The sequence below is a fragment of the Burkholderia sp. AU33803 genome, assembly GCF_002223095.1.
In the GTDB taxonomy this organism is placed as follows: domain Bacteria; phylum Pseudomonadota; class Gammaproteobacteria; order Burkholderiales; family Burkholderiaceae; genus Burkholderia.
The window spans coordinates 348,968-366,258 of record NZ_NKFJ01000008.1; the positions used below are offsets into that span (position 1 = coordinate 348,968).

Annotated in this window: 14 protein-coding genes; 6 read left to right on the top strand and 8 right to left on the bottom strand. The window is 67.4% G+C overall.

Features of this window, described 5'->3' with window-relative positions:
• Positions 1–120: 120 nt before the first annotated feature.
• The 4 genes from yjfF to CFB41_RS33145 form a co-directional block, all read right to left on the bottom strand.
• On the bottom strand, positions 121–1,209 hold the full coding sequence (yjfF, locus tag CFB41_RS33130; protein ID WP_089459508.1) for a galactofuranose ABC transporter, permease protein YjfF: 1,089 nt from the start codon (positions 1,207–1,209) through the stop codon (positions 121–123).
• Positions 1,206–2,246 carry an ABC transporter permease gene (locus CFB41_RS33135; RefSeq protein WP_089459509.1) on the bottom strand — a complete coding sequence of 347 codons (1,041 nt, stop codon included), beginning with the start codon at positions 2,244–2,246 and terminating at the stop codon, positions 1,206–1,208. Before CFB41_RS33135 ends, yjfF begins: the two co-directional genes overlap by 4 nt.
• Entirely contained in the window at positions 2,243–3,757 is a 1,515-nt protein-coding gene (locus CFB41_RS33140) for a sugar ABC transporter ATP-binding protein (RefSeq protein WP_089459510.1), read from the bottom strand. The genes CFB41_RS33135 and CFB41_RS33140 overlap by 4 nt, the downstream gene beginning before the upstream one ends.
• A 73-nt stretch (positions 3,758–3,830) precedes the next feature.
• The gene (locus CFB41_RS33145) at positions 3,831–4,793 is read right to left on the bottom strand and encodes an ABC transporter substrate-binding protein (protein WP_089429808.1); all 963 of its coding nucleotides are present in this window, start codon (positions 4,791–4,793) and stop codon (positions 3,831–3,833) included.
• 665 nt (positions 4,794–5,458) lie between these two features.
• Between CFB41_RS33145 and CFB41_RS33150 the strand changes: the two genes are divergently transcribed.
• Entirely contained in the window at positions 5,459–6,505 is a 1,047-nt protein-coding gene (locus tag CFB41_RS33150; protein WP_089459511.1) for a DNA topoisomerase IB, read from the top strand.
• 159 nt (positions 6,506–6,664) lie between these two features.
• Here the strand turns inward: CFB41_RS33150 and CFB41_RS33155 are convergent, their stop codons facing one another.
• The 4 genes from CFB41_RS33155 to CFB41_RS33170 form a co-directional block, all read right to left on the bottom strand.
• Positions 6,665–7,489 (bottom strand): alpha/beta fold hydrolase, encoded by an 825-nt coding sequence (locus tag CFB41_RS33155; protein WP_089459752.1) that lies wholly within the window; start codon positions 7,487–7,489, stop codon positions 6,665–6,667.
• Positions 7,490–7,684: 195 nt separating this feature from the next.
• On the bottom strand, positions 7,685–8,677 hold the full coding sequence (locus tag CFB41_RS33160; RefSeq protein WP_089459512.1) for a LysR substrate-binding domain-containing protein: 993 nt from the start codon (positions 8,675–8,677) through the stop codon (positions 7,685–7,687).
• 614 nt (positions 8,678–9,291) lie between these two features.
• On the bottom strand, positions 9,292–10,164 hold the full coding sequence (locus CFB41_RS33165) for a diiron oxygenase (protein ID WP_089459513.1): 873 nt from the start codon (positions 10,162–10,164) through the stop codon (positions 9,292–9,294).
• A gap of 37 nt (positions 10,165–10,201) precedes the next feature.
• Positions 10,202–11,149: a fatty acid desaturase gene (locus tag CFB41_RS33170; RefSeq protein WP_089459514.1), complete on the bottom strand. Its 948-nt coding sequence runs from the start codon at positions 11,147–11,149 to the stop codon at positions 10,202–10,204.
• A 416-nt stretch (positions 11,150–11,565) separates the two neighbouring features.
• Between CFB41_RS33170 and CFB41_RS33180 the strand changes: the two genes are divergently transcribed.
• The 5 genes from CFB41_RS33180 to CFB41_RS33200 are packed head-to-tail and all read left to right on the top strand — an operon-like array spanning position 11,566 to position 17,283.
• Positions 11,566–13,341: a fatty acyl-AMP ligase gene (locus CFB41_RS33180; RefSeq protein ID WP_256941338.1), complete on the top strand. Its 1,776-nt coding sequence runs from the start codon at positions 11,566–11,568 to the stop codon at positions 13,339–13,341.
• Entirely contained in the window at positions 13,338–14,048 is a 711-nt protein-coding gene (locus tag CFB41_RS33185) for an ABC transporter ATP-binding protein (RefSeq protein WP_089459516.1), read from the top strand. Before CFB41_RS33180 ends, CFB41_RS33185 begins: the two co-directional genes overlap by 4 nt.
• Entirely contained in the window at positions 14,020–15,237 is a 1,218-nt protein-coding gene (locus CFB41_RS33190) for an FtsX-like permease family protein (protein WP_089459517.1), read from the top strand. The genes CFB41_RS33185 and CFB41_RS33190 overlap by 29 nt, the downstream gene beginning before the upstream one ends.
• Complete coding sequence (locus CFB41_RS33195; RefSeq protein ID WP_089459518.1) at positions 15,234–15,974, top strand: outer membrane lipoprotein-sorting protein; 741 nt, start codon at positions 15,234–15,236, stop codon at positions 15,972–15,974. Before CFB41_RS33190 ends, CFB41_RS33195 begins: the two co-directional genes overlap by 4 nt.
• The gene (locus CFB41_RS33200; protein ID WP_089459519.1) at positions 15,964–17,283 is read left to right on the top strand and encodes a hypothetical protein; all 1,320 of its coding nucleotides are present in this window, start codon (positions 15,964–15,966) and stop codon (positions 17,281–17,283) included. The genes CFB41_RS33195 and CFB41_RS33200 overlap by 11 nt, the downstream gene beginning before the upstream one ends.
• Positions 17,284–17,291 lie beyond the last annotated feature (8 nt).

Sequence of the window (17,291 nt, forward strand, 5' to 3'; positions counted from 1 at the left end):
GCGCACGCGCCGATCGGGCACCGGCCGGCCGCCGGATGCGACCGCCCGCGCATCGGCACCGCCTACCGTCGCGCCAGGTTGCTGCGTGCCGCTGCCGCCCCCTGCCGGCCGATGCGTGCGCTACAGCCGCCGCATCGTCGAAACCAGTGCGGCATCCTCGTCGGGCGATGCCGGCCGCGCCGGTGCGGGGCTGCGTTTCGGCCGCGGCGCCCCAAGCCCCGTGCCGCCCGTGCGCCGCCGCGCGGCGTGCCGTTCGATCACCCGTTGCAGCACGCAGAACACGCACAGCAGCGCGCCGATCACGATCCGCGTCCACCACGAACTCAACGTGCCGTCGAACGTGATCAGCACCTGGATCGTGCCGAGGATGCCGACACCGAACACCGAGCCGAGCACATAGCCCACCCCGCCGGTGAGCAGCGTGCCGCCGATCACGGTCGCGGCGATCGCGTCGAGCTCCATCCCCTGGGCCTGCAACCCGTAACCCGACAGCACGTACAGCGTGAACACGACGCCGCCGAGCGCCGAACAGAAGCCGCTCAGCGCGTACACGCCGACCTTCGTGCGCGCGACCGGCAGCCCCATCAGCAGCGCCGAACGCTCGTTGCCGCCGATCGCGTAGACGTTGCGGCCGAAGCGCGTGAAATGCGCGACGTAGATCGCGCCGGCCAGCGTCGCGAGCGCGATCAACGCGCCCGCGCTCAGCGTGCCGCCGCCCACCGGCACGCTGAAGCCCGCGATCGCATGAAACACCGGCTCGTTGATCGTGATCGACTGCGTCGTGATCAGGAAGCACGCGCCGCGCGCGAGAAACATCCCGGCCAGCGTGACGATGAACGGCTGCAGCCGGAAATAATGGATCAGCGCCCCCATCGCCGCGCCGTACAGCGCGCCGAACGCGAGCACCAGCGGCACGATCACCCACACGGGCCAGTGCAGCCGCTCGGCGCCGACCGCGCAGAAGATCGTCGTCAGCGCGACGACCGAGCCGACCGACAGGTCGATCCCGCCCGACACGATCACGAACGTCATCCCGAGCGCGACGATCAACAGGAACGCGTTGTCGACGAGCAGCCCGGTCAGCACCTGCATCGAGAAGAAGCCCGTGTAGGTCACGGACCCGAAGCCGAACAGCGCGGCGAACAGCACGATCGTCACGACGATCGGCAGCGTGCGCGGGTCGGCGAGCCGGCCAAGGAATCGGGTCATCGCGGCGTCGCTCCGGAAGTGGCGCGCGAACGCGCGGAAGGCAGCAGCCGCGACGCGTGCCGGACGACCGACGCACGGGCGGCCTCCGACTGGATCAGCGTCACGACGATCACGACGATCGCCTTGACGACGAGCGTCGCCTCCGGCGGCACGCCGATCGAATAGGTCGTGTAGGTGAGCGTCTGGATGATCAGCGCGCCGAGCACCGAGCCGGCGAGGCTGAAGCGGCCGCCGAGCAGCGACGTGCCGCCGAGCGTCACCGCGAGGATCGCGTCGAGCTCGAGCAGCAGCCCCGCGTTGTTGCCGTCGGCGCTGCGCACGTTCGAGCTGGCCAGGATGCCCGCGAGCGCCGACATCACGCCTGAAAACAGATACACGCCGAACACGATCGCCCCCGCGCGCAGCCCGACGAGCCGCGTCGCGACCGGGTTCACGCCGATCGCACCGATGAACAGCCCGAGCGCCGTGCGGTTCACCAGCAGCGCGGTCGCGGCGATCGTCGCCAGCGCGATCCACACCGCGCACGGCACGGCCGCGAGATAGCCGCCGCCGAGCGCGAGGTAGCCGGGCGCGCCGATCGGGATGATCTGGCCGCCCGTCAGCAGTTGCGCGACACCGCGGCCGGCCACCATCAGGATCAGCGTCGCGATGATCGGCTGCATCCCGACGAACGCCACCAGCAGCCCGTTCCATGCGCCGGCCAGCAGCCCGACGCCGAGCGCGGCGGCCAGCGCCACGCCGATTCGCGACGGGTCCGCGTCGAGCACGATCGCCGCGGCCGCCCCCGCGATCGCGACGATCGCGCCGACCGAGATGTCGATCCCGCGGGTCGCAATCACGAGCGTCATCCCGAGCGACACGATCACGAGCGGCGCCGCGCGGTTCAGGATGTCGATCGGCGCGCCGAACAGGTGACCATCGAGCAGCGTGATCGACAGGAAGCCCGGGCGATACGCGACGTCGAGCGCGAACAGCAGCGCGAGCGTCAGCACCGGCCATACAAGCGAATGACGGAACAATGTGCGCAGCCGCGTCATGACTGGCCTCCCGCGATCAGCCGGTACACCTGCTCCTCGGATGCGTCGGCGCCGGTCAGTTCGGCGACCTTGCGCCGGTCGCGCAGCACCGCGATCCGGTGGCTGACACGCACGACTTCGCTGATCTCCGACGAAATGAACAGGATCGCGAGCCCTTGCGCGCACAGCGCGAGCACGCGCTCCATGATGTCGAATTTCGCGGCGACGTCGATGCCGCGCGTCGGCTCGTCGAGGATCAGCAGCTTCGGTTCCGTCGCGAGCCAGCGCGCGAGCAGCACCTTCTGCTGGTTGCCGCCCGACAGCAGCCCGATCGGCTGCTCCGCATCGCGCGCCTTGATGCCGAGGCGCGCGATGTACGTTTCGGCGAGCTCGCGCTGCCGCGCGCGCCCGATCAGCCGCCACCAGCCGCGCCGCGCCTGCAGCGCGAGAATGATGTTCTCGCGGATCGACAGCGCGGCGACGATCCCCTCCTTCTTGCGATCCTCCGGGCAATACGCGATGCCATGCCGGACCGCGTCGTGCGGCGACGCGAGCCGCGTGCGCGCGCCGTCGATCTCGATCGCGCCGGTGTCCGCACGTTCCGCGGCGAATGCCAGTTGCGCGGTTTCGGTGCGCCCCGAGCCGAGCAGCCCGGCCAGCCCGACGATCTCGCCGGGCCGCACGTCGAGGTCGAGCGGGCTCATCATCCCGCGCCGGCCGACCTGCTGCATCGCCAGGAACGGTTCCGCGTCGCCGGCGGTGCGTTCGACCGCCGCCGCGCCCGCCTGCAGCGTGTCGGACATCCGTTCGCGTCCGGTCATCTTCGCGACTAGCACGTCGACCGGCAGGTCGCGCGCGAGATACTCGCCTTCGCGCTCGCCGTTGCGCATCACGGTGATCCGGTCGGACACCGCGTAGGTCTGCTCGAGAAAGTGCGTGACGAACAGGATCGCGATGCCCGATGCCTTCAGCCGGCGCAGCACGTCGAACAGCCGCGCGACCTCGCCGTCATCGAGGCTCGACGTCGGCTCGTCGAGGATCAGCACGCGCGCGTCGACCGATACTGCCCGTGCGATCGCGACCATCTGCTGCACGGCGATCGGATACGCGTCGAGCGAGCGCGTGACGTCGAGCGCCAGGTCGAGTTCGGCCAGCGCCGCACGCGCGCGTGCATGAATCGTGTTCCAGTCGATCGCGCCGCGCCGCATCGGCTGCCGGCCCGCGAAGATGTTCTCCGCGACCGACAGGTTCGCGCACAGGTTCACTTCCTGGTAGAGCGTCTGGATGCCGGCCGCCTCGGCTTCGCGCGGCGCGGCGAAATTCACCGGCGCGCCGCCGACGCGAATCTCGCCCGCATCGTGCGCATGCACGCCGGTGAGCACGTTGATCAGCGTCGACTTGCCCGCGCCGTTCTGGCCCATCAGCGCGTGGATCTCGCCCGGAAACAACCGGAAGTTCACGCGCTGCAGCGCGTTCACGCCCGGAAACGACTTGTCGATGCCGATCATCTCGACCACCGGCGCACTCTCCATGCATCCTCCCTCGAAGCGGTTGGCGCCCGGGCGGCCGCCACGCCGCCGCCCGCGCCGGATCGTCGTATGTGGCTCAGTACTTGCGGGTCGGCAGCACCTGGGCCGCGACGTTCATCGGGAACACGGTCTCGTTCGTCACGATGCGCTTGGGCAGTTGCTTGCCGGCGACCACGTCCTTCACCGCGGTCATCAACTGCGGGCCGAGCAGCGGGCTGCATTCGACGTCGACGTTGATCTTGCCGGCCACCATCGCCTGGAAGCCGCCCTTCGTCGCGTCGAACGACACGACGCTCACGTCCTTGCCGGGCTTGATCCCCGCCTCTTCCATCGCCTGGATCGCGCCGAGCGCCATGTCGTCGTTGTGCGCGTAGACGACGTTGATCTGCTTGCCGTAGGTCTTCGCGAACGCTTCCATCACCTGCTTGCCGCCCGCCAGCGTGAAGTCGCCGCTTTGCGACGCGATCACCTTGAACTTAGGATTGCTCTTGATCACTTCGAGCAGGCCGGCCCGCCGGTCGTTGGCCGGCGCCGAGCCGACCGTGCCCTGCAGCTCGACGATATTGATCGGACCGGGGTCGTTCTTGTAGCGCTCTTCCATCCAGTGGCCGGCGCGCCGCCCTTCCTCGAGGAAGTCCGAGCCGATCATCGTCACGTACAGCGACGGGTCCTTCACGTCGACCCCGCGGTCGGTCAGGATCACCGGGATGTGTGCGGCTTTCGCTTCTGTCAGCACGGGCTCCCAGCCCGATTCGACGACGGGCGAGAACGCGATCACGTCGACCTTCTGCGCGATGAACGAGCGGATCGCGCGAATCTGGTTCTCCTGCTTCTGTTGCGCGTCGGAGAATTTCAGGTTGATGCCGGCGTCCTTTGCCGCGCCCTTCACCGACACGGTGTTCGCGGTACGCCACGCGCTTTCCGCGCCGACCTGCGAGAAGCCGAGCGTGATCGGTTTCTGCTGCGCGTGCGCGCCGCCGGCCAGCACCGTCGCCGCGGCAACGATCGCGCCCGCCGCCAGCTTCCTGATGAATGTCATGGTTCGTCTCCGATGATGTCGTTGTGTGCCGCTGCGCTGTTCTGTTTCTGCGTGGCGCAGGCGCGGATCGGGGTTGTAAGCCGGCCGGGGGCTTCGCGCCGGCCCGGTCTGCATGCCCCGCATCAGTCTAGAAACAAGTCCGATAACCTTCTAATGAAATATTGGATTGGGGCGATATCGGATTCGGCATACGTATAAACACCTAAGCAGGTGGGCAGGTCCGTTCTAGCCGGCCTTGGCCGCGTTTTGCACGGCCTTTGCACGGCCTTTGCACGCGCCACGCGCACCACCGGCGCGTGGCCTCGCGGCATCGTCAAACGCTCGTTCCAGCCGACATCGACGATCTGCGCGGGAGCGTCGAGGTTCGTTGAACGCGACACGGCATCGACACGATCCGCCCGATGCCGGCACCGGGCCGCAGTCGTCTTGCCCGGGCGAAGCCGTTGCGTCATTTCGTCCATGCAGCGGTAACAAACGCCCGAACGCCCGTCCGGCGCGCGCTTGCGCCGGGCCTCCTCGCGCGTGCAAGGAATGGCGCACGGTTCTTGCTGCGCGACGCCGGAACGTACGCATAAACAGGAGAAAACCGTGCGCGCAGGATGTCCGAGCGGAACGCAGCCCGACGATACGCGGATGGGCACCGACGTCGATCGACGCGGCGCAGCATGAAGCAGCGCGCCCCGTCGCAGCCGAATGCACGCATGCCCGCCGGGCCGCTGCGTCATGTCGACGACCGTCGCCCCGGCTATACGCGCCGGCCGCTCCGCAACGGCTTCGCGTATTACGGGCCGGACGGTGTGCGAGTGCGCGATGCCGACGAAATCGCCCGTATCAACGCGCTGGCGATTCCACCCGCGTACACCGACGTGTGGATCTGCATGGACCCGCGCGGTCATCTTCAGGCAACCGGCCGCGATGCACGCGGGCGCAAGCAGTATCGCTATCACCCGCTGTGGCGCGAGACGCGAGACGCGAACAAGTACGCGCGGATGGCCGCGTTCGCGCGTGCGCTGCCGCGCATCCGCGCGCGCGTCACGCGCGATCTGGCGTTGCCGGGCATGCCGCGCGACAAGATCGTGGCGACGATCGTCCGCTTGCTCGACACGACGCTCGCGCGGATCGGCAACGCGGAATACGCGCGCGAAAACGGCTCGTACGGGCTGACGACGCTGCGCAAGCGACATGTGAAAATTCAGCCCGGCCAGGTGCGGCTGCGCTTCGCCGGCAAGAGCGGGATCGAACACGACGTGACGGTCGACGACGCGCGGGTCGCCCGGATCGTGCGGCGCTGCGCGGAGCTGCCCGGGCACGAGCTGTTCCAGTATGTGGACGACGACGGCGTACACCGTCCGGTCGGGTCGTCCGACGTGAACGACTACCTGCGCGAGGCCGGCGGCGCGGATTTCACCGCGAAAGACTACCGGACCTGGGCCGGCAGCGTGCATGCGCTCGGGTTGTTGCGGCGCATCGAGCATCGCGGCGTCACGCACGCGCGCAAGCAGATCGTCGAGACCGTGCGCGCGGTGGCCGAGCTATTGCGCAACACGCCGGCCGTGTGCCGGCGCTGCTATATCCATCCGGTGGTGCTCGACGCGTTCGAGGCGGGCACGCTCGCCGCGCTCGCGGTCCGGCGGACGCCGCGCGGCTTGCGCGTGGATGAAGCGGCGTTCGTGGCGTTGCTCGGCAGCGCACGTCGGCGCGCGGGGAGATGACTGCTCACATCGTGCCGACGCCCGTTTCGGTACGACCGGCACTGCCCGGAACCCGTGTCGTTTTCAATTGGGTGCGGAGCGCATGACCGATAACGGGTTGCGCCCGTTTCCTTGAACTCGTTGATACAACAGGTTCGCACGGTGGCAGCGCGCTGCGCGTCAGCCTGCCGACAGCCGCTGCGCGTCGAACCAGTCGAGCAGCATGCGCGTGACGAACGCGGGATTTTCCAGATTCGAAATGTGGCCGGCGTCCGGCACCAGCGCATGGGTGCAGCCGATCACGCTCGCCATCTTCACGGTTTCCGACGGCGGGCGCGCCATGTCGCCCGCGCCGCACATCAGCAGCGTGCGTTCCGCGTCCAGTTCGGCGAGTGCCGGCAGCGTGTCGGGCCGGCCGAAGATCAGCCGGCCGAGCGGAACGATCGATTGCCGCAACCGGTCGGCCGGCAGGTTCGCCAGCGCGTCGCGAAACGCGGATGGCACCGGGCCCGCCAGATTGACATCCGGCCGGAAGAACAGCGGCACGATCGCATCGAGCAGCGGCGGCGCGATACGGCCCGCGGCGGCGATGGCGTCAAGCATTCCGAAGTAGCGCAGCCGCGTCGCCTCGGGCTCGGCCTCGAGCGACGCATCCATCAGCACGAGCGAGCGCACGCGCTGCGGTTCGCGCAATGCGAGCCGCGCGCCCCACATGCCGCCGACACTGAGCCCGACGAGCGCGCACTGTTCGATCGCCAGCGCGTCGAGCAGCGCACTCGCCTGCGCGGCGAGATCGTCGAGCGTCAGCGTGCCTTCCGGCAGTACGCCCGATGCACCGTGCCCCCACAGGTCCGGCACGATGACGCGATACCGGCGCGACAGCGCGTCGATCTGCGGCGCCCACATCGCCGCATCCCACAGATAGCTGTGCCCGAGCAGCACCGGGAAGCCGGTACCGTGATCCTGGTAATGCAGGGTGCTGCCATGAATGTTCACTGCGGGCATGTCGTCTCCGGTGTCGGTGCGATCGGCAGCGGCCCGGAACCGGGCGCCGCGCTCGGCGGCGTGCTGCAACGAAGGCGAAGCGGCGCATTATCGCACAGGTTGCAGGCGCGGCGCATGACGGTTCGCACCTGCGTGCGCGTCGACCCTGCCGCGTGCCCCTTCGACACGCATGCGCGCCAGCGTGACGCGACCGTACTATCCGACGCGATACATCGGTACCACGTTGCTGCCGGCCGTTTCCTGGTCCGATGCGAGCGGATGACTCGCCTGTTCGAGCAGCCAGTTGGTCAGCACCGCGATATCGAACTCGTTGCATGCATCCGGGTTCTGCACCAGCACGTAGCTGCCCGATGCGACCGTGCAGTGCGGGAACAGCTCGACGAGCCGGCCCTGCTTCAGCAGCCCGTCGACCAGCGGCCGCCGCCCGATCGCGATGCCGTGCCCGTCGACCGCGGCCTGCACCAGCTGGTCGTACTGGCTGAAATGCAGCGCACCGGCGGGCCGCAGGCGCGGCACGCCCAGCTCCTTCAGCAGATGGCTCCATCCGTGCCACGGCCACTCGCCGCGCGGATCGTCGAGATGCAGCAGCACGTGCTTGTCGAGATCCTCCGGCTTCATCGACGCGGCGTCGCCCGCCGCCGGCATCAGGCTCGGGCTGCAGACCGCCACGACCCGCTCGCGAAACAGCACGTCCGTCTCGTCCGTCGACGTATACGGCCCTGCATATCGCACGGCGAGGTGCAAACGTTTGCGTTTAAGATCTTCAATTTCGCTCGTGGCCGAGACGCGTACGTCGATGTCGGGGTAGCTGGCGCGGAACGAACCGAGGCGCGGAATCAGCCACAGCGCCGCGAACGAGACGGTGGTCGACAACGAGATCGCGCGCTGGCCCACGCTCGACGACAGCTTGCCGATCACCGATTCCAGGTCGGACAACGCGAACGAGATCGCGTCGTACAGCTCGCGCCCCTTGTCGGTCAGCGTCAGGGAACGAATGTGCCGGTGAAAGAGCTCGATCCGGAGCTGCTCCTCGAGCGCCTTGACCTGCCGGCTCACGGCGGATTGCGTGACGTTCAGTTCCTGCCCGGCACGCGTAAAGCTCAAATGACGCGCCGCGCATTCGAAGCCTCTCAGGAAATCCAGCGAAGGCATACTTCTCAATCGCTTTGCCAATCTCACATTAGCCATACCGCCGCCTCAAAGTTGCACCCACCGACAGGCAAGTCGCCGTTCGTCTCCCTGACTCGTTTCTCCTTTTTGGATTCGGAAACGATTTTATATTGAAGCATGGATGCGGATCATTCTTATTTTCAATCGTGACACTCGTATTTATCTATCGATTTTCATCGGCCAAATAGCCTTACATTACCATTATAAAGTAGTGATTTTGTAAATCACCAACCGACCGAAATGGCGCGAAGGATGTCCTACAAAGTCGCATAAAAACAGCATATTACGGGCGCAAACCGACGTTCTGACAACCATACGGACGTTTTGGCAGACGTGCCTCCGTATTCCTACAATTACATTTCACTCACCAAACGATTTTATTCATTTACCGTATTACGAAAAGAAACCGCACCTCAACGTACACACGGAATACCATTTAAATCCGTGATTTCATGTTTATAAAAACATACTAAACGCATGAAATTGAATTGCGCCATTCAATTGCCGTAAATTGATGAACCAATTATGTCCGGTAATGAATATTCCGCCGCCCGGAAACGGCAACCCGCGTGGATGACGCCATCTTGTCGTCCGGAATCGGTTCCGCCCTTTACCGGAAGGGATGCGCGTCGCTATACGGTGTCCGCCACGCCGTCCGTCACGCGTTGCGTTCTCCCGGTCACTTCGCGGCGATAGCGGTTCAGTTCCTGCGCGGTCGCGAACGGGCGCTCGAACAGGATCGACAGGTTGTGCAGGATCCGCTCGACGACCTTCTTTTCCCATTCGCCGTCGAAGCGGATCTGCTCGTCGAGCCAGCGCTCGAGCCACGCCGGATCCGGCAGGCGCGACTGCACGGTGTCGCGCGGGAACAGCGCCTGGTTCACGTGCAGGTTGGTCGGGTGCAGCGGCTTTTCGGTGCGTCGCGCCGACGCCATCAGCACGCCGATCTTCGCGAATGCCGCACGCGCGACGTCGCCGCAATCGTTCAGCGCCTTCTTCATATAGCGCAGGTATGCGCCGCCATGGCGCGCTTCGTCGCGCGAGATCGTTTCGTAGATCTGCCTGATGACCGGCTCGGTGTGCCAGTCGGCCGCGCAACGGTACCAGTGGTTCAGGCGGATCTCGCCGCAGAAGTGCAGCATCAGCGTCTCGAGCGGCGGCGCCGGGTCGAACTGGAAGCGCACCGCGTGCAGTTCCTCTTCGGTCGGCACCATTTCCGGCTTGAAGCGGCGCAGGTATTCCATCAGCACGAGCGAATGCTTCTGCTCTTCGAAGAACCACACGCTCATGAACGCGGAAAAGTCGCTGTCGTGCCGGTTGTCGCGCAGGAACATTTCCGTCGCGGGCAGCGCCGACCATTCGGTGATCGCGTTCATCCTGATCGTCTCGGCCTGCTCGTCGGTGAGCAGCGACGCGTCGAAGCGGTCCCACGGAATGTCCTTCTCCATGTCCCAGCGCACCGCTTCCAGCGACCTGAAAAGTTCCGGATAGAGCATCGTCGTCACCGTCGTTGAAAGGCATTCGGGCCCGGCACCGGCCCGGTCATGCCGATTGCGTGGACGCCGGCGCCGTCGCTTCGGCGTCGGAAGCATGGTCGTCCGCGTCGTCGTCCACCGTGCGCGGCGACAGCCTGCCGCGCAGCAGCGCGTAATAGAACTGCCGATAGGTGCGGTGGTAGTAGCGGATGCGCGGCCCGATCGCGCCATGCAGATCGTGCAGCCGCTCGATCGGCAGGTTCGGCATCATGTGATGCTCGACGTGATAGTTGTTGCCGTTCGTGAACCACGTCATGAATGCGTTGCTCTCGATCGTCCGCGTGTTGCGGAACGGATCGGTGCTCGTCAGGTCGCAGCGGTAATGCTCGGGCATCTCGACCAGCGCATGCACGGGCGCGGCCACGAACACGAGCGGCACGACCCACACCCACACGGCGAACCACGTGTGCAGCGCGAACGACACGCCGGCCAGCAGCGCGATCGCTGCGACCATCAGCAGGTGATCGCGGCGGATCGCGCGCGACACGAGCGGGTTGTCGCCGAAGCTTGCGCCCGGCACGACGAGCTTCGCGACGTTCTTCGCGAACTGGATATAGTGCGCGGCCATCGACAGCCGCCACGCCCACAGGCCGAGATTGACGACGGGGCTCGCGCCGTACTGGTCGCCGTAGTCGAAGAACTCCTTGTTCTCGGGCGTGCCGAGCAGCCGGTGATGGCGCAGGTGGCTATCCTGGTACGCATGGAACGACACGAGCATCGGCATGCCGAGCAGCACGCCGAACACCATGTTGAGCCGCTTGCTCCTGAATCCCTGGTAATGCAGCGCCTGGTGCTGCAGCTCGACCCCGTGCGCGTACATCGCGCCGATCAGCAGGATGCCGACGATCTTCAGGACCACCACCGTCGACAGCGCGAACAGCATGCCGTGCGCGATGAGTGCGACGTAGACCGCGAGCTTCAGCGAGAAGACGACGCCGCTCGGGCGGCTCTTCATGTCTGCAACCGGTTTCTGACGAGCGAGAAGCGATGAGGTGACGGACAAAATGCTCTCCTTGGCCGGACCCTGCCCGGCACGATGACGCGGCGACACTGGCGCGCTGCCGGGTTGCAATTCTTCTGTGAGTCGATGCTTCGGACAAACGAATTTTCCGAACGCATTGCATGACGCCCGCGCATGAGCGCACCACATCGTGAACTAGACGACCGGTCGAATGCGTACCGACCATTCACCTCGCACGGGCTCGCGCGGATACCCATGGCCGTGCCGAGTGGATGCGTGCCGCTCATGCATAGCCTGCAAATATTCCGTTTGTCGTGCCATGTCGATCCGGCAAGAATCCCCCTCACTCGACGAACGGCGCCGCCGGCACCGTGGCGCGAGCGGCCGTGTTCCTCAAGGGGAGAATCCTCGTGACGAAGTGCGCATCCACCATTCATCGCCTCATCGAATCGCTCGAGGACGTCCCGGGCGCCATGCATCGCATGACGTTCGTCGACGACGCCGGCAACGAGGCGAGCATCACGTACCGGCGCTTCGCGGAAGAAGTGTTTCGCCAGGCCGGCGCACTGCGCGAACTCGACGTGCGCGAGAACGACATGGTGATGCTGGCGTTGCCCGCATCGGTCGAGCACGCGGCCGCGATGATGGCCTGCGTGATGACGGGCGCACTGCCCTGCACCGTGCCCGTTCCCGCGCGCCGCGCCACCGCCGGGCGGCAGGTGATCGACGTCGCCTGCGAGCTGTACCGGCCGCGCCTCGTCATCGCCGCGGATGCGCAGTCGGCCGCCTGGCGCGACGACGCGTTTCCCGCTGCGTCCACGCGCGTCGTCGATCTCGACACGCTGTCGCTCGTCGCGGATGCCGGCGCGCGAGCGCTGATCAGCGCGAAGCATGGCCGCGATCCGCATCATGTCCAGCTCACGTCCGGCTCGACGTCGCATCCGAAAGCCGCGGTGCTCAGCCACGAGAACGTGATCGCGAACGTGCTCGGCATCGGCGGGTCGGTGCGTTTCGACGTCGCGGCCGGCGACGGCACCGCGTCATGGCTGCCGCTCTATCACGACATGGGGCTGCTCACGCTACTGTCGAACCTGCATTACCGTGCGCCGCTGCTGATGATGCAGCCGAACAGCTTCATCCGGAATCCGCTCGGCTGGTTGAAGCGCATCGCGTCGGCGCGCGCGACGACGACGTCGGTGCCGACCTTCGCATTGCGCTACTGCGTACGCCGTTTCAACGCCGCCGCGATGGAAGGCGTCGATCTTTCCGCGTGCCGCAACATCTTCATCGGCGGCGAACGCGTTGACGACGCGACGCTGCGCGACTTCGCCGCGACGTTCGCGCCGTACGGCCTCGCGGCATCGGCACTGCAGCCGTGCTACGGGATGGCCGAATCGACGCTCGCGGTATCGATGCATCGTGCGTGGCACGACGGCACCGTTGACGGCGCGCCGTACGTGATCGCCGACACGCTCGACCGGCGCGCGCTGATCGAGCGCCGCGACGCGCAACCGGCCGCCGCGAACGATGGCGCGGACGCCGACGCCGACGCCGACACCGAAACCGTGCTCGCGATGGGTACGCCGATCGAGGGCATGGCGTTCCGGATCCTCGACGACGGCGACCACGCGCTGGCGAACCGCGCGGTCGGCGAAGTCGCGATCCGCGGCACGTCGTTGATGCTCGGCTACCTGAATCCCGACGACGGCTCGATCGCCGCGCCGTTGACGGCCGACGGCTGGTTCCGCACCGGCGACATCGGCTACGTCGCGGACGGCCAGCTGCATATCCTCGGGCGCAAGAAGGAAGTCATCATCATTCGCGGCAGCAACTACTTCCCGCATGAAATCGAGGAAGCGCTGGCCGCCCATCGCACGCTGCGCAAGAGCACCTGCATCGCGTTCGGGCTGCCCGATCCCGAGACGGGCACCGAGCGGCTGGTCGTCGCGATCGAGGCGCGGCCCGTCGACGCGACGCCGCAGACGCGCGCCGAGTGCCAGCAGCTGCTCGCATCGCGGATCGGCTTCGCCGCGCAGGATCTGTGCTTCGTCGAACCCGGCTCGCTGCCGCGCACGACGAGCGGCAAGCTGCAGCGCCTGAAGTGCCGCGACCTCTATGCGAGCGGCGCGCTGTCCGTGATTCACGCGACGGCCGCCGCCGAAGCCGGCCAGGGAGCGTACGCATGACGCCCGCGACGCTCACGCCGGTGCTCGAACTGCGCGACGTCTCGCGCGTGTACGAGGGCGCGGGCCGCGTCGTCGCGGTGCGCGGCGCGACGATCTCGATCGGCCGGCGCGACGTCGTCGCGCTCGTCGGCCCGTCGGGCAGCGGCAAGAGCACGCTGCTCAACCTCGCCGGCTTTCTCGACGTGCCGAGCAGCGGCGAACGCTGGCTCGAAGGCCGCCGGATCGACGATGCGCCGGACACGCTCGAACGGATTCGCCGCGAGCGCATCGGCTTCGTGTTCCAGCAGTTCAACCTGATTCCGGTGATGTCCGCGCTCGAGAACGTCGAACTCGGCTGCTTCGCGTGGGGCACGCCGCGCACACGGCGCGAGCGCGCCCGCGCGATGCTCGACGCGGTGGGACTCGCCGCGCGCGAACGCCATCGCCCCGGCGAGTTGTCCGGCGGCGAACAGCAACGGGTCGCGCTGGCCCGCGCGCTCGCCAAGGAGCCGGCGATCGTGATCGCGGACGAGCCGACCGCCAGCCTCGACAGCACCAATGCACGGGCGGTGGCCGAGCTGATCCTCGACACCAACCGCACACTGGGCACCGCCTTTCTGATTGCGTCGCACGACGATCGTCTGTGCGCGCACCTGCCGCGCCGCATCGAGATGCGCGACGGCGTACCGGGAGTGAATCGTGAACTGGTCGACGTTTGCGTGGCGTAACCTCTGGCGCAACAAGCGCCGCACCGTGCTGACGATGGCGATGATCGGCGTCGCCGCGTTCGCGTCGAGCCTTGCGCTCGGCTACGTGATCGCGACCTTCGACGCGGTGCGCGAAGGGTCGATCGACAGCGGCGTCGGCCACGTGCAGGTGCTGCACCACGGCTATCTCGACCTGATCGGCGAGCGGCCGCTGCAGTACGGGCTGACCGCCGACGAGCAGGCCACCGCCACGCACACGATCGCGGCGCTGCCCGGTGTCGCGACCACCGCGCGCGGCATCGACTTCGACGGGCTGATCTCGAACGGCGATCTCAGCTACGGCTTCGTCGGCGAAGGCATCGAGCCGAACCGCGAGCCGCCCGGCTTCTTCGACTATCACACGGTGCTGTCGGGCCGCTACCTGTCGCCGACGAATGCCGGCACCGAAGTGGTCGTCGGCGCGGAACTCGCGCGCAAGCTCGGCGTGCACGTCGGCTCGGTCGTGCAGTTGATGGCGTCGACCGCGCACGGCGGCATCAACGCGACCGATGCGCAGATCGTCGGCGTGATGAGCACCGGCAACAAGGACGTCGACGAGCGGATCGTCAACGTGACGTTCACGGCCGCACAGGCGCTGCTGCGCACCGACCGCGCGTCGCGCCTCGCGGTGTTCCTGTCGGACACCGCGCACACGCCGGCCGCCGCGGCGACGCTGCGCGCCGCGCTGCCTGCGCTCGACGTGAAGACCTGGGACCAGCTCGTGTCGCTCTATCACCAGGTCGTCGCGCTGTACAAGAACCAGTTCTCGGTGTTCGGCGCGATTCTCTGCCTGACGATCCTGCTGTCGATGAGCAACTGGATCCTGATGAGCATCGTCGAGCGCCGCCGCGAGATCTCGACGCTGCGTGCGCTTGGCGTGCCGGCTGCAACGGTGCGCGGCGTGCTGATCCAGGAGACCGCCTTCCTCGGCCTGCTCGGCGCCGCCGCCGGCATCGCGGTGGCGCTGCTGACGATGCTCGCGCTCAATCACGCGCAGATCCACCTGCCGCCGCCGCCGGGCCGCGTGAAGTCGATCCTGCTCGAATTCACGGTCTCGCCGGCCGCCGTGGCCGCCGTCGAAGGCGCGTTCGTCGTGCTCGGGGTGGCCGCCGCGCTGCTCGCGACGCTCGGCCTCGCCAAACGCAACATCCTCGAAGGACTCGCCCCATGATTCGCATTCGCCACCTGGCCGCCGCGCTCGTCGCGTGCGCGCCGCTCGTGCACGCCGCCGATGCCCCGACGGCCCAGACCATGCTCGCCCGTGCCGACGCATACCGCAGCACGGCCGCCGATACGCAGACGAACATCCAGATCACGAACGAAGTGGGCGGCCAGTCCGGCGACGCGACGCGCTACCTCGTCTACACGCGCGGCAACGGCGACACGCTCGCGCTGACGCGCAGCGGCGAGAACGACGGCCAGAAATACCTCGCGACGACGCGCGGCCACTGGTTCTACGTGCCGAACACGCGCAGCGCGGTGCGCATCAACGGGATGCAGCGGCTGCAGGGCGAGGTCGTGATCAGCGACATCACGCGCACGCACTGGGCGGACAGCTATCGCGCATCGGCCGCGCCGGGCGCGACGACGATCGCCGGCAAGCCGGCCACCGAGCTCGACCTGACCGCGACCGATCCCGACAACGTCTACCCGACGATCAAGCTGTGGGTCACGCCCGACACCGACGTGCCGGTGCGTGCGCAGTTCTTTCTTGCCAGCGGTCTGCTGTTTCGCAGTGCAGACTTCTCGACACCGGTCGATGCCAACGGGCGCAAGGTGATCCGCAAGATCACGTATCGCAACGAGATCGAAAAGCAGCGCGCGAGCGTCGTCGACATCCTCGACGGCCAGCCGCGCAAGATTCCGTCGGGCTGGTTCAACCCCGACACGCTTGCCGATGGCCAGTGACAACAACGCCCATGTCGACGCCCATCGTGACCGCCTCCGTCCATCATCCGGCCGCATCTGGCCCGCCGCCGCGCTCGCCGTTCCGCTTGCGCTCGGCTGCACGCTCGCGCACGGAGAATCGCTGATGGAACAGTTGAGCACACTGAACGGCATCGCGTACGCACGCACCGTCGACAGCATGGACGGACACGCGCTGCTGGGGAACCTGATCGGCGACCAGCCGCGCAACCTGCAGGAAGCCGGCCTGCTCGCTCGCATCGACGGCGAGAACCTGTTCATGAACGCCCGTGCCGTGGCCGGCAATCACTCGCTCGGCGCGCAGTCCTCCCGTTTCAACGAGGCCGGTGTGCGCTACGCATTCGACAACGGCATCACGCTCACCGCCGGCAAGCGGATCGATCCGCTCGATACGTCGCAGGCGTTCTTCCCGCTCGGCTTCTTCCAGAAGCGGGCCGCGACAGCCGACATCTACGACCGCTACGGCGATGTCGAAGGCACGCCGCTCGTCGAAGCGAAATGGGCCGGCGAACAGACCACGCTGCAGTTCATCGCCGGCGAGAACCGCACGCTGCGCAGCGACGTCGACAACCGCGACGTGCAGGGCGCGACGCAGCTCGTGCGCGGCGCGTACAACTGGTCGGGCGGATCGGCCGCGTTGCTCGCGGGCCGGCACGCAGGCCACGGGGGCGCCGGCGCGACGCTGTCGTTCGACGTCGCGCGCTCGAACACCGTCTATGCAAGCGCATGGCTCGAGCGCGGCACGACGCGTCCGCTGCCCGCCTTCATCGCAAACGGCACGCCGCTCGATTCCCCGGCCGCGTACGACGCGGTCGATCGCCGCAACGATCGCCAGATCATGTGGCGCAGTGCGGTCGGCATGCAGAGCGCACTGCCCGGCAACTTCTCGCTGATCGTCGAGTGGTCGCACGACGAGGCTCGGTACGACGCGAACCAGTGGCGCCAGATGGTCGGCGCGGCGCGCGTGAACAACGCGCTGCTGCCTGTCGCGCCCGGCGCGGCGCTGGCCGGCCTCGGCGGCACGGCCGATTTCGTGAGCGTCGACGGCAACCTGCGCGACTACCTGTTCGCGCGGCTCGGCAAGAAGATCGGCCGCGTCGAGTATTCGCTGCGCGGCGTCTATTCGCCGCAGGACAAGGGCCTGCTCGCGATCGCGCAGGTCGTCGCCGACGTGAACAAGCGCGTGAGCGTCGATGTCGCGGTCACCCGCGCGTTCTCCGACAGCAACTCCGAGTACCGGATGGTCGGTCTCGGCACCCGTATCGACGCCGCCGTGCGCGTGCGCTTCTGACAGGAACC

What these genes read in the sequence shown, in the direction of transcription:
- CFB41_RS33145 (WP_089429808.1), bottom strand. Translation starts at nt 4,793, where the DNA reads ATGACATTCATCAGGAAGCTGGCGGCGGGCGCGATCGTTGCCGCGGCG.
- CFB41_RS33135 (WP_089459509.1), bottom strand. Translation starts at nt 2,246, where the DNA reads ATGACGCGGCTGCGCACATTGTTCCGTCATTCGCTTGTATGGCCGGTG.
- yjfF (WP_089459508.1), bottom strand. Translation starts at nt 1,209, where the DNA reads ATGACCCGATTCCTTGGCCGGCTCGCCGACCCGCGCACGCTGCCGATC.
- CFB41_RS33170 (WP_089459514.1), bottom strand. Translation starts at nt 11,149, where the DNA reads ATGAAGAGCCGCCCGAGCGGCGTCGTCTTCTCGCTGAAGCTCGCGGTC.
- CFB41_RS33200 (WP_089459519.1), top strand. Translation starts at nt 15,964, where the DNA reads ATGGCCAGTGACAACAACGCCCATGTCGACGCCCATCGTGACCGCCTC.
- CFB41_RS33140 (WP_089459510.1), bottom strand. Translation starts at nt 3,757, where the DNA reads ATGGAGAGTGCGCCGGTGGTCGAGATGATCGGCATCGACAAGTCGTTT.
- CFB41_RS33195 (WP_089459518.1), top strand. Translation starts at nt 15,234, where the DNA reads ATGATTCGCATTCGCCACCTGGCCGCCGCGCTCGTCGCGTGCGCGCCG.
- CFB41_RS33185 (WP_089459516.1), top strand. Translation starts at nt 13,338, where the DNA reads ATGACGCCCGCGACGCTCACGCCGGTGCTCGAACTGCGCGACGTCTCG.
- CFB41_RS33155 (WP_089459752.1), bottom strand. Translation starts at nt 7,489, where the DNA reads ATGCCCGCAGTGAACATTCATGGCAGCACCCTGCATTACCAGGATCAC.
- CFB41_RS33160 (WP_089459512.1), bottom strand. Translation starts at nt 8,677, where the DNA reads ATGGCTAATGTGAGATTGGCAAAGCGATTGAGAAGTATGCCTTCGCTG.
- CFB41_RS33150 (WP_089459511.1), top strand. Translation starts at nt 5,459, where the DNA reads ATGAAGCAGCGCGCCCCGTCGCAGCCGAATGCACGCATGCCCGCCGGG.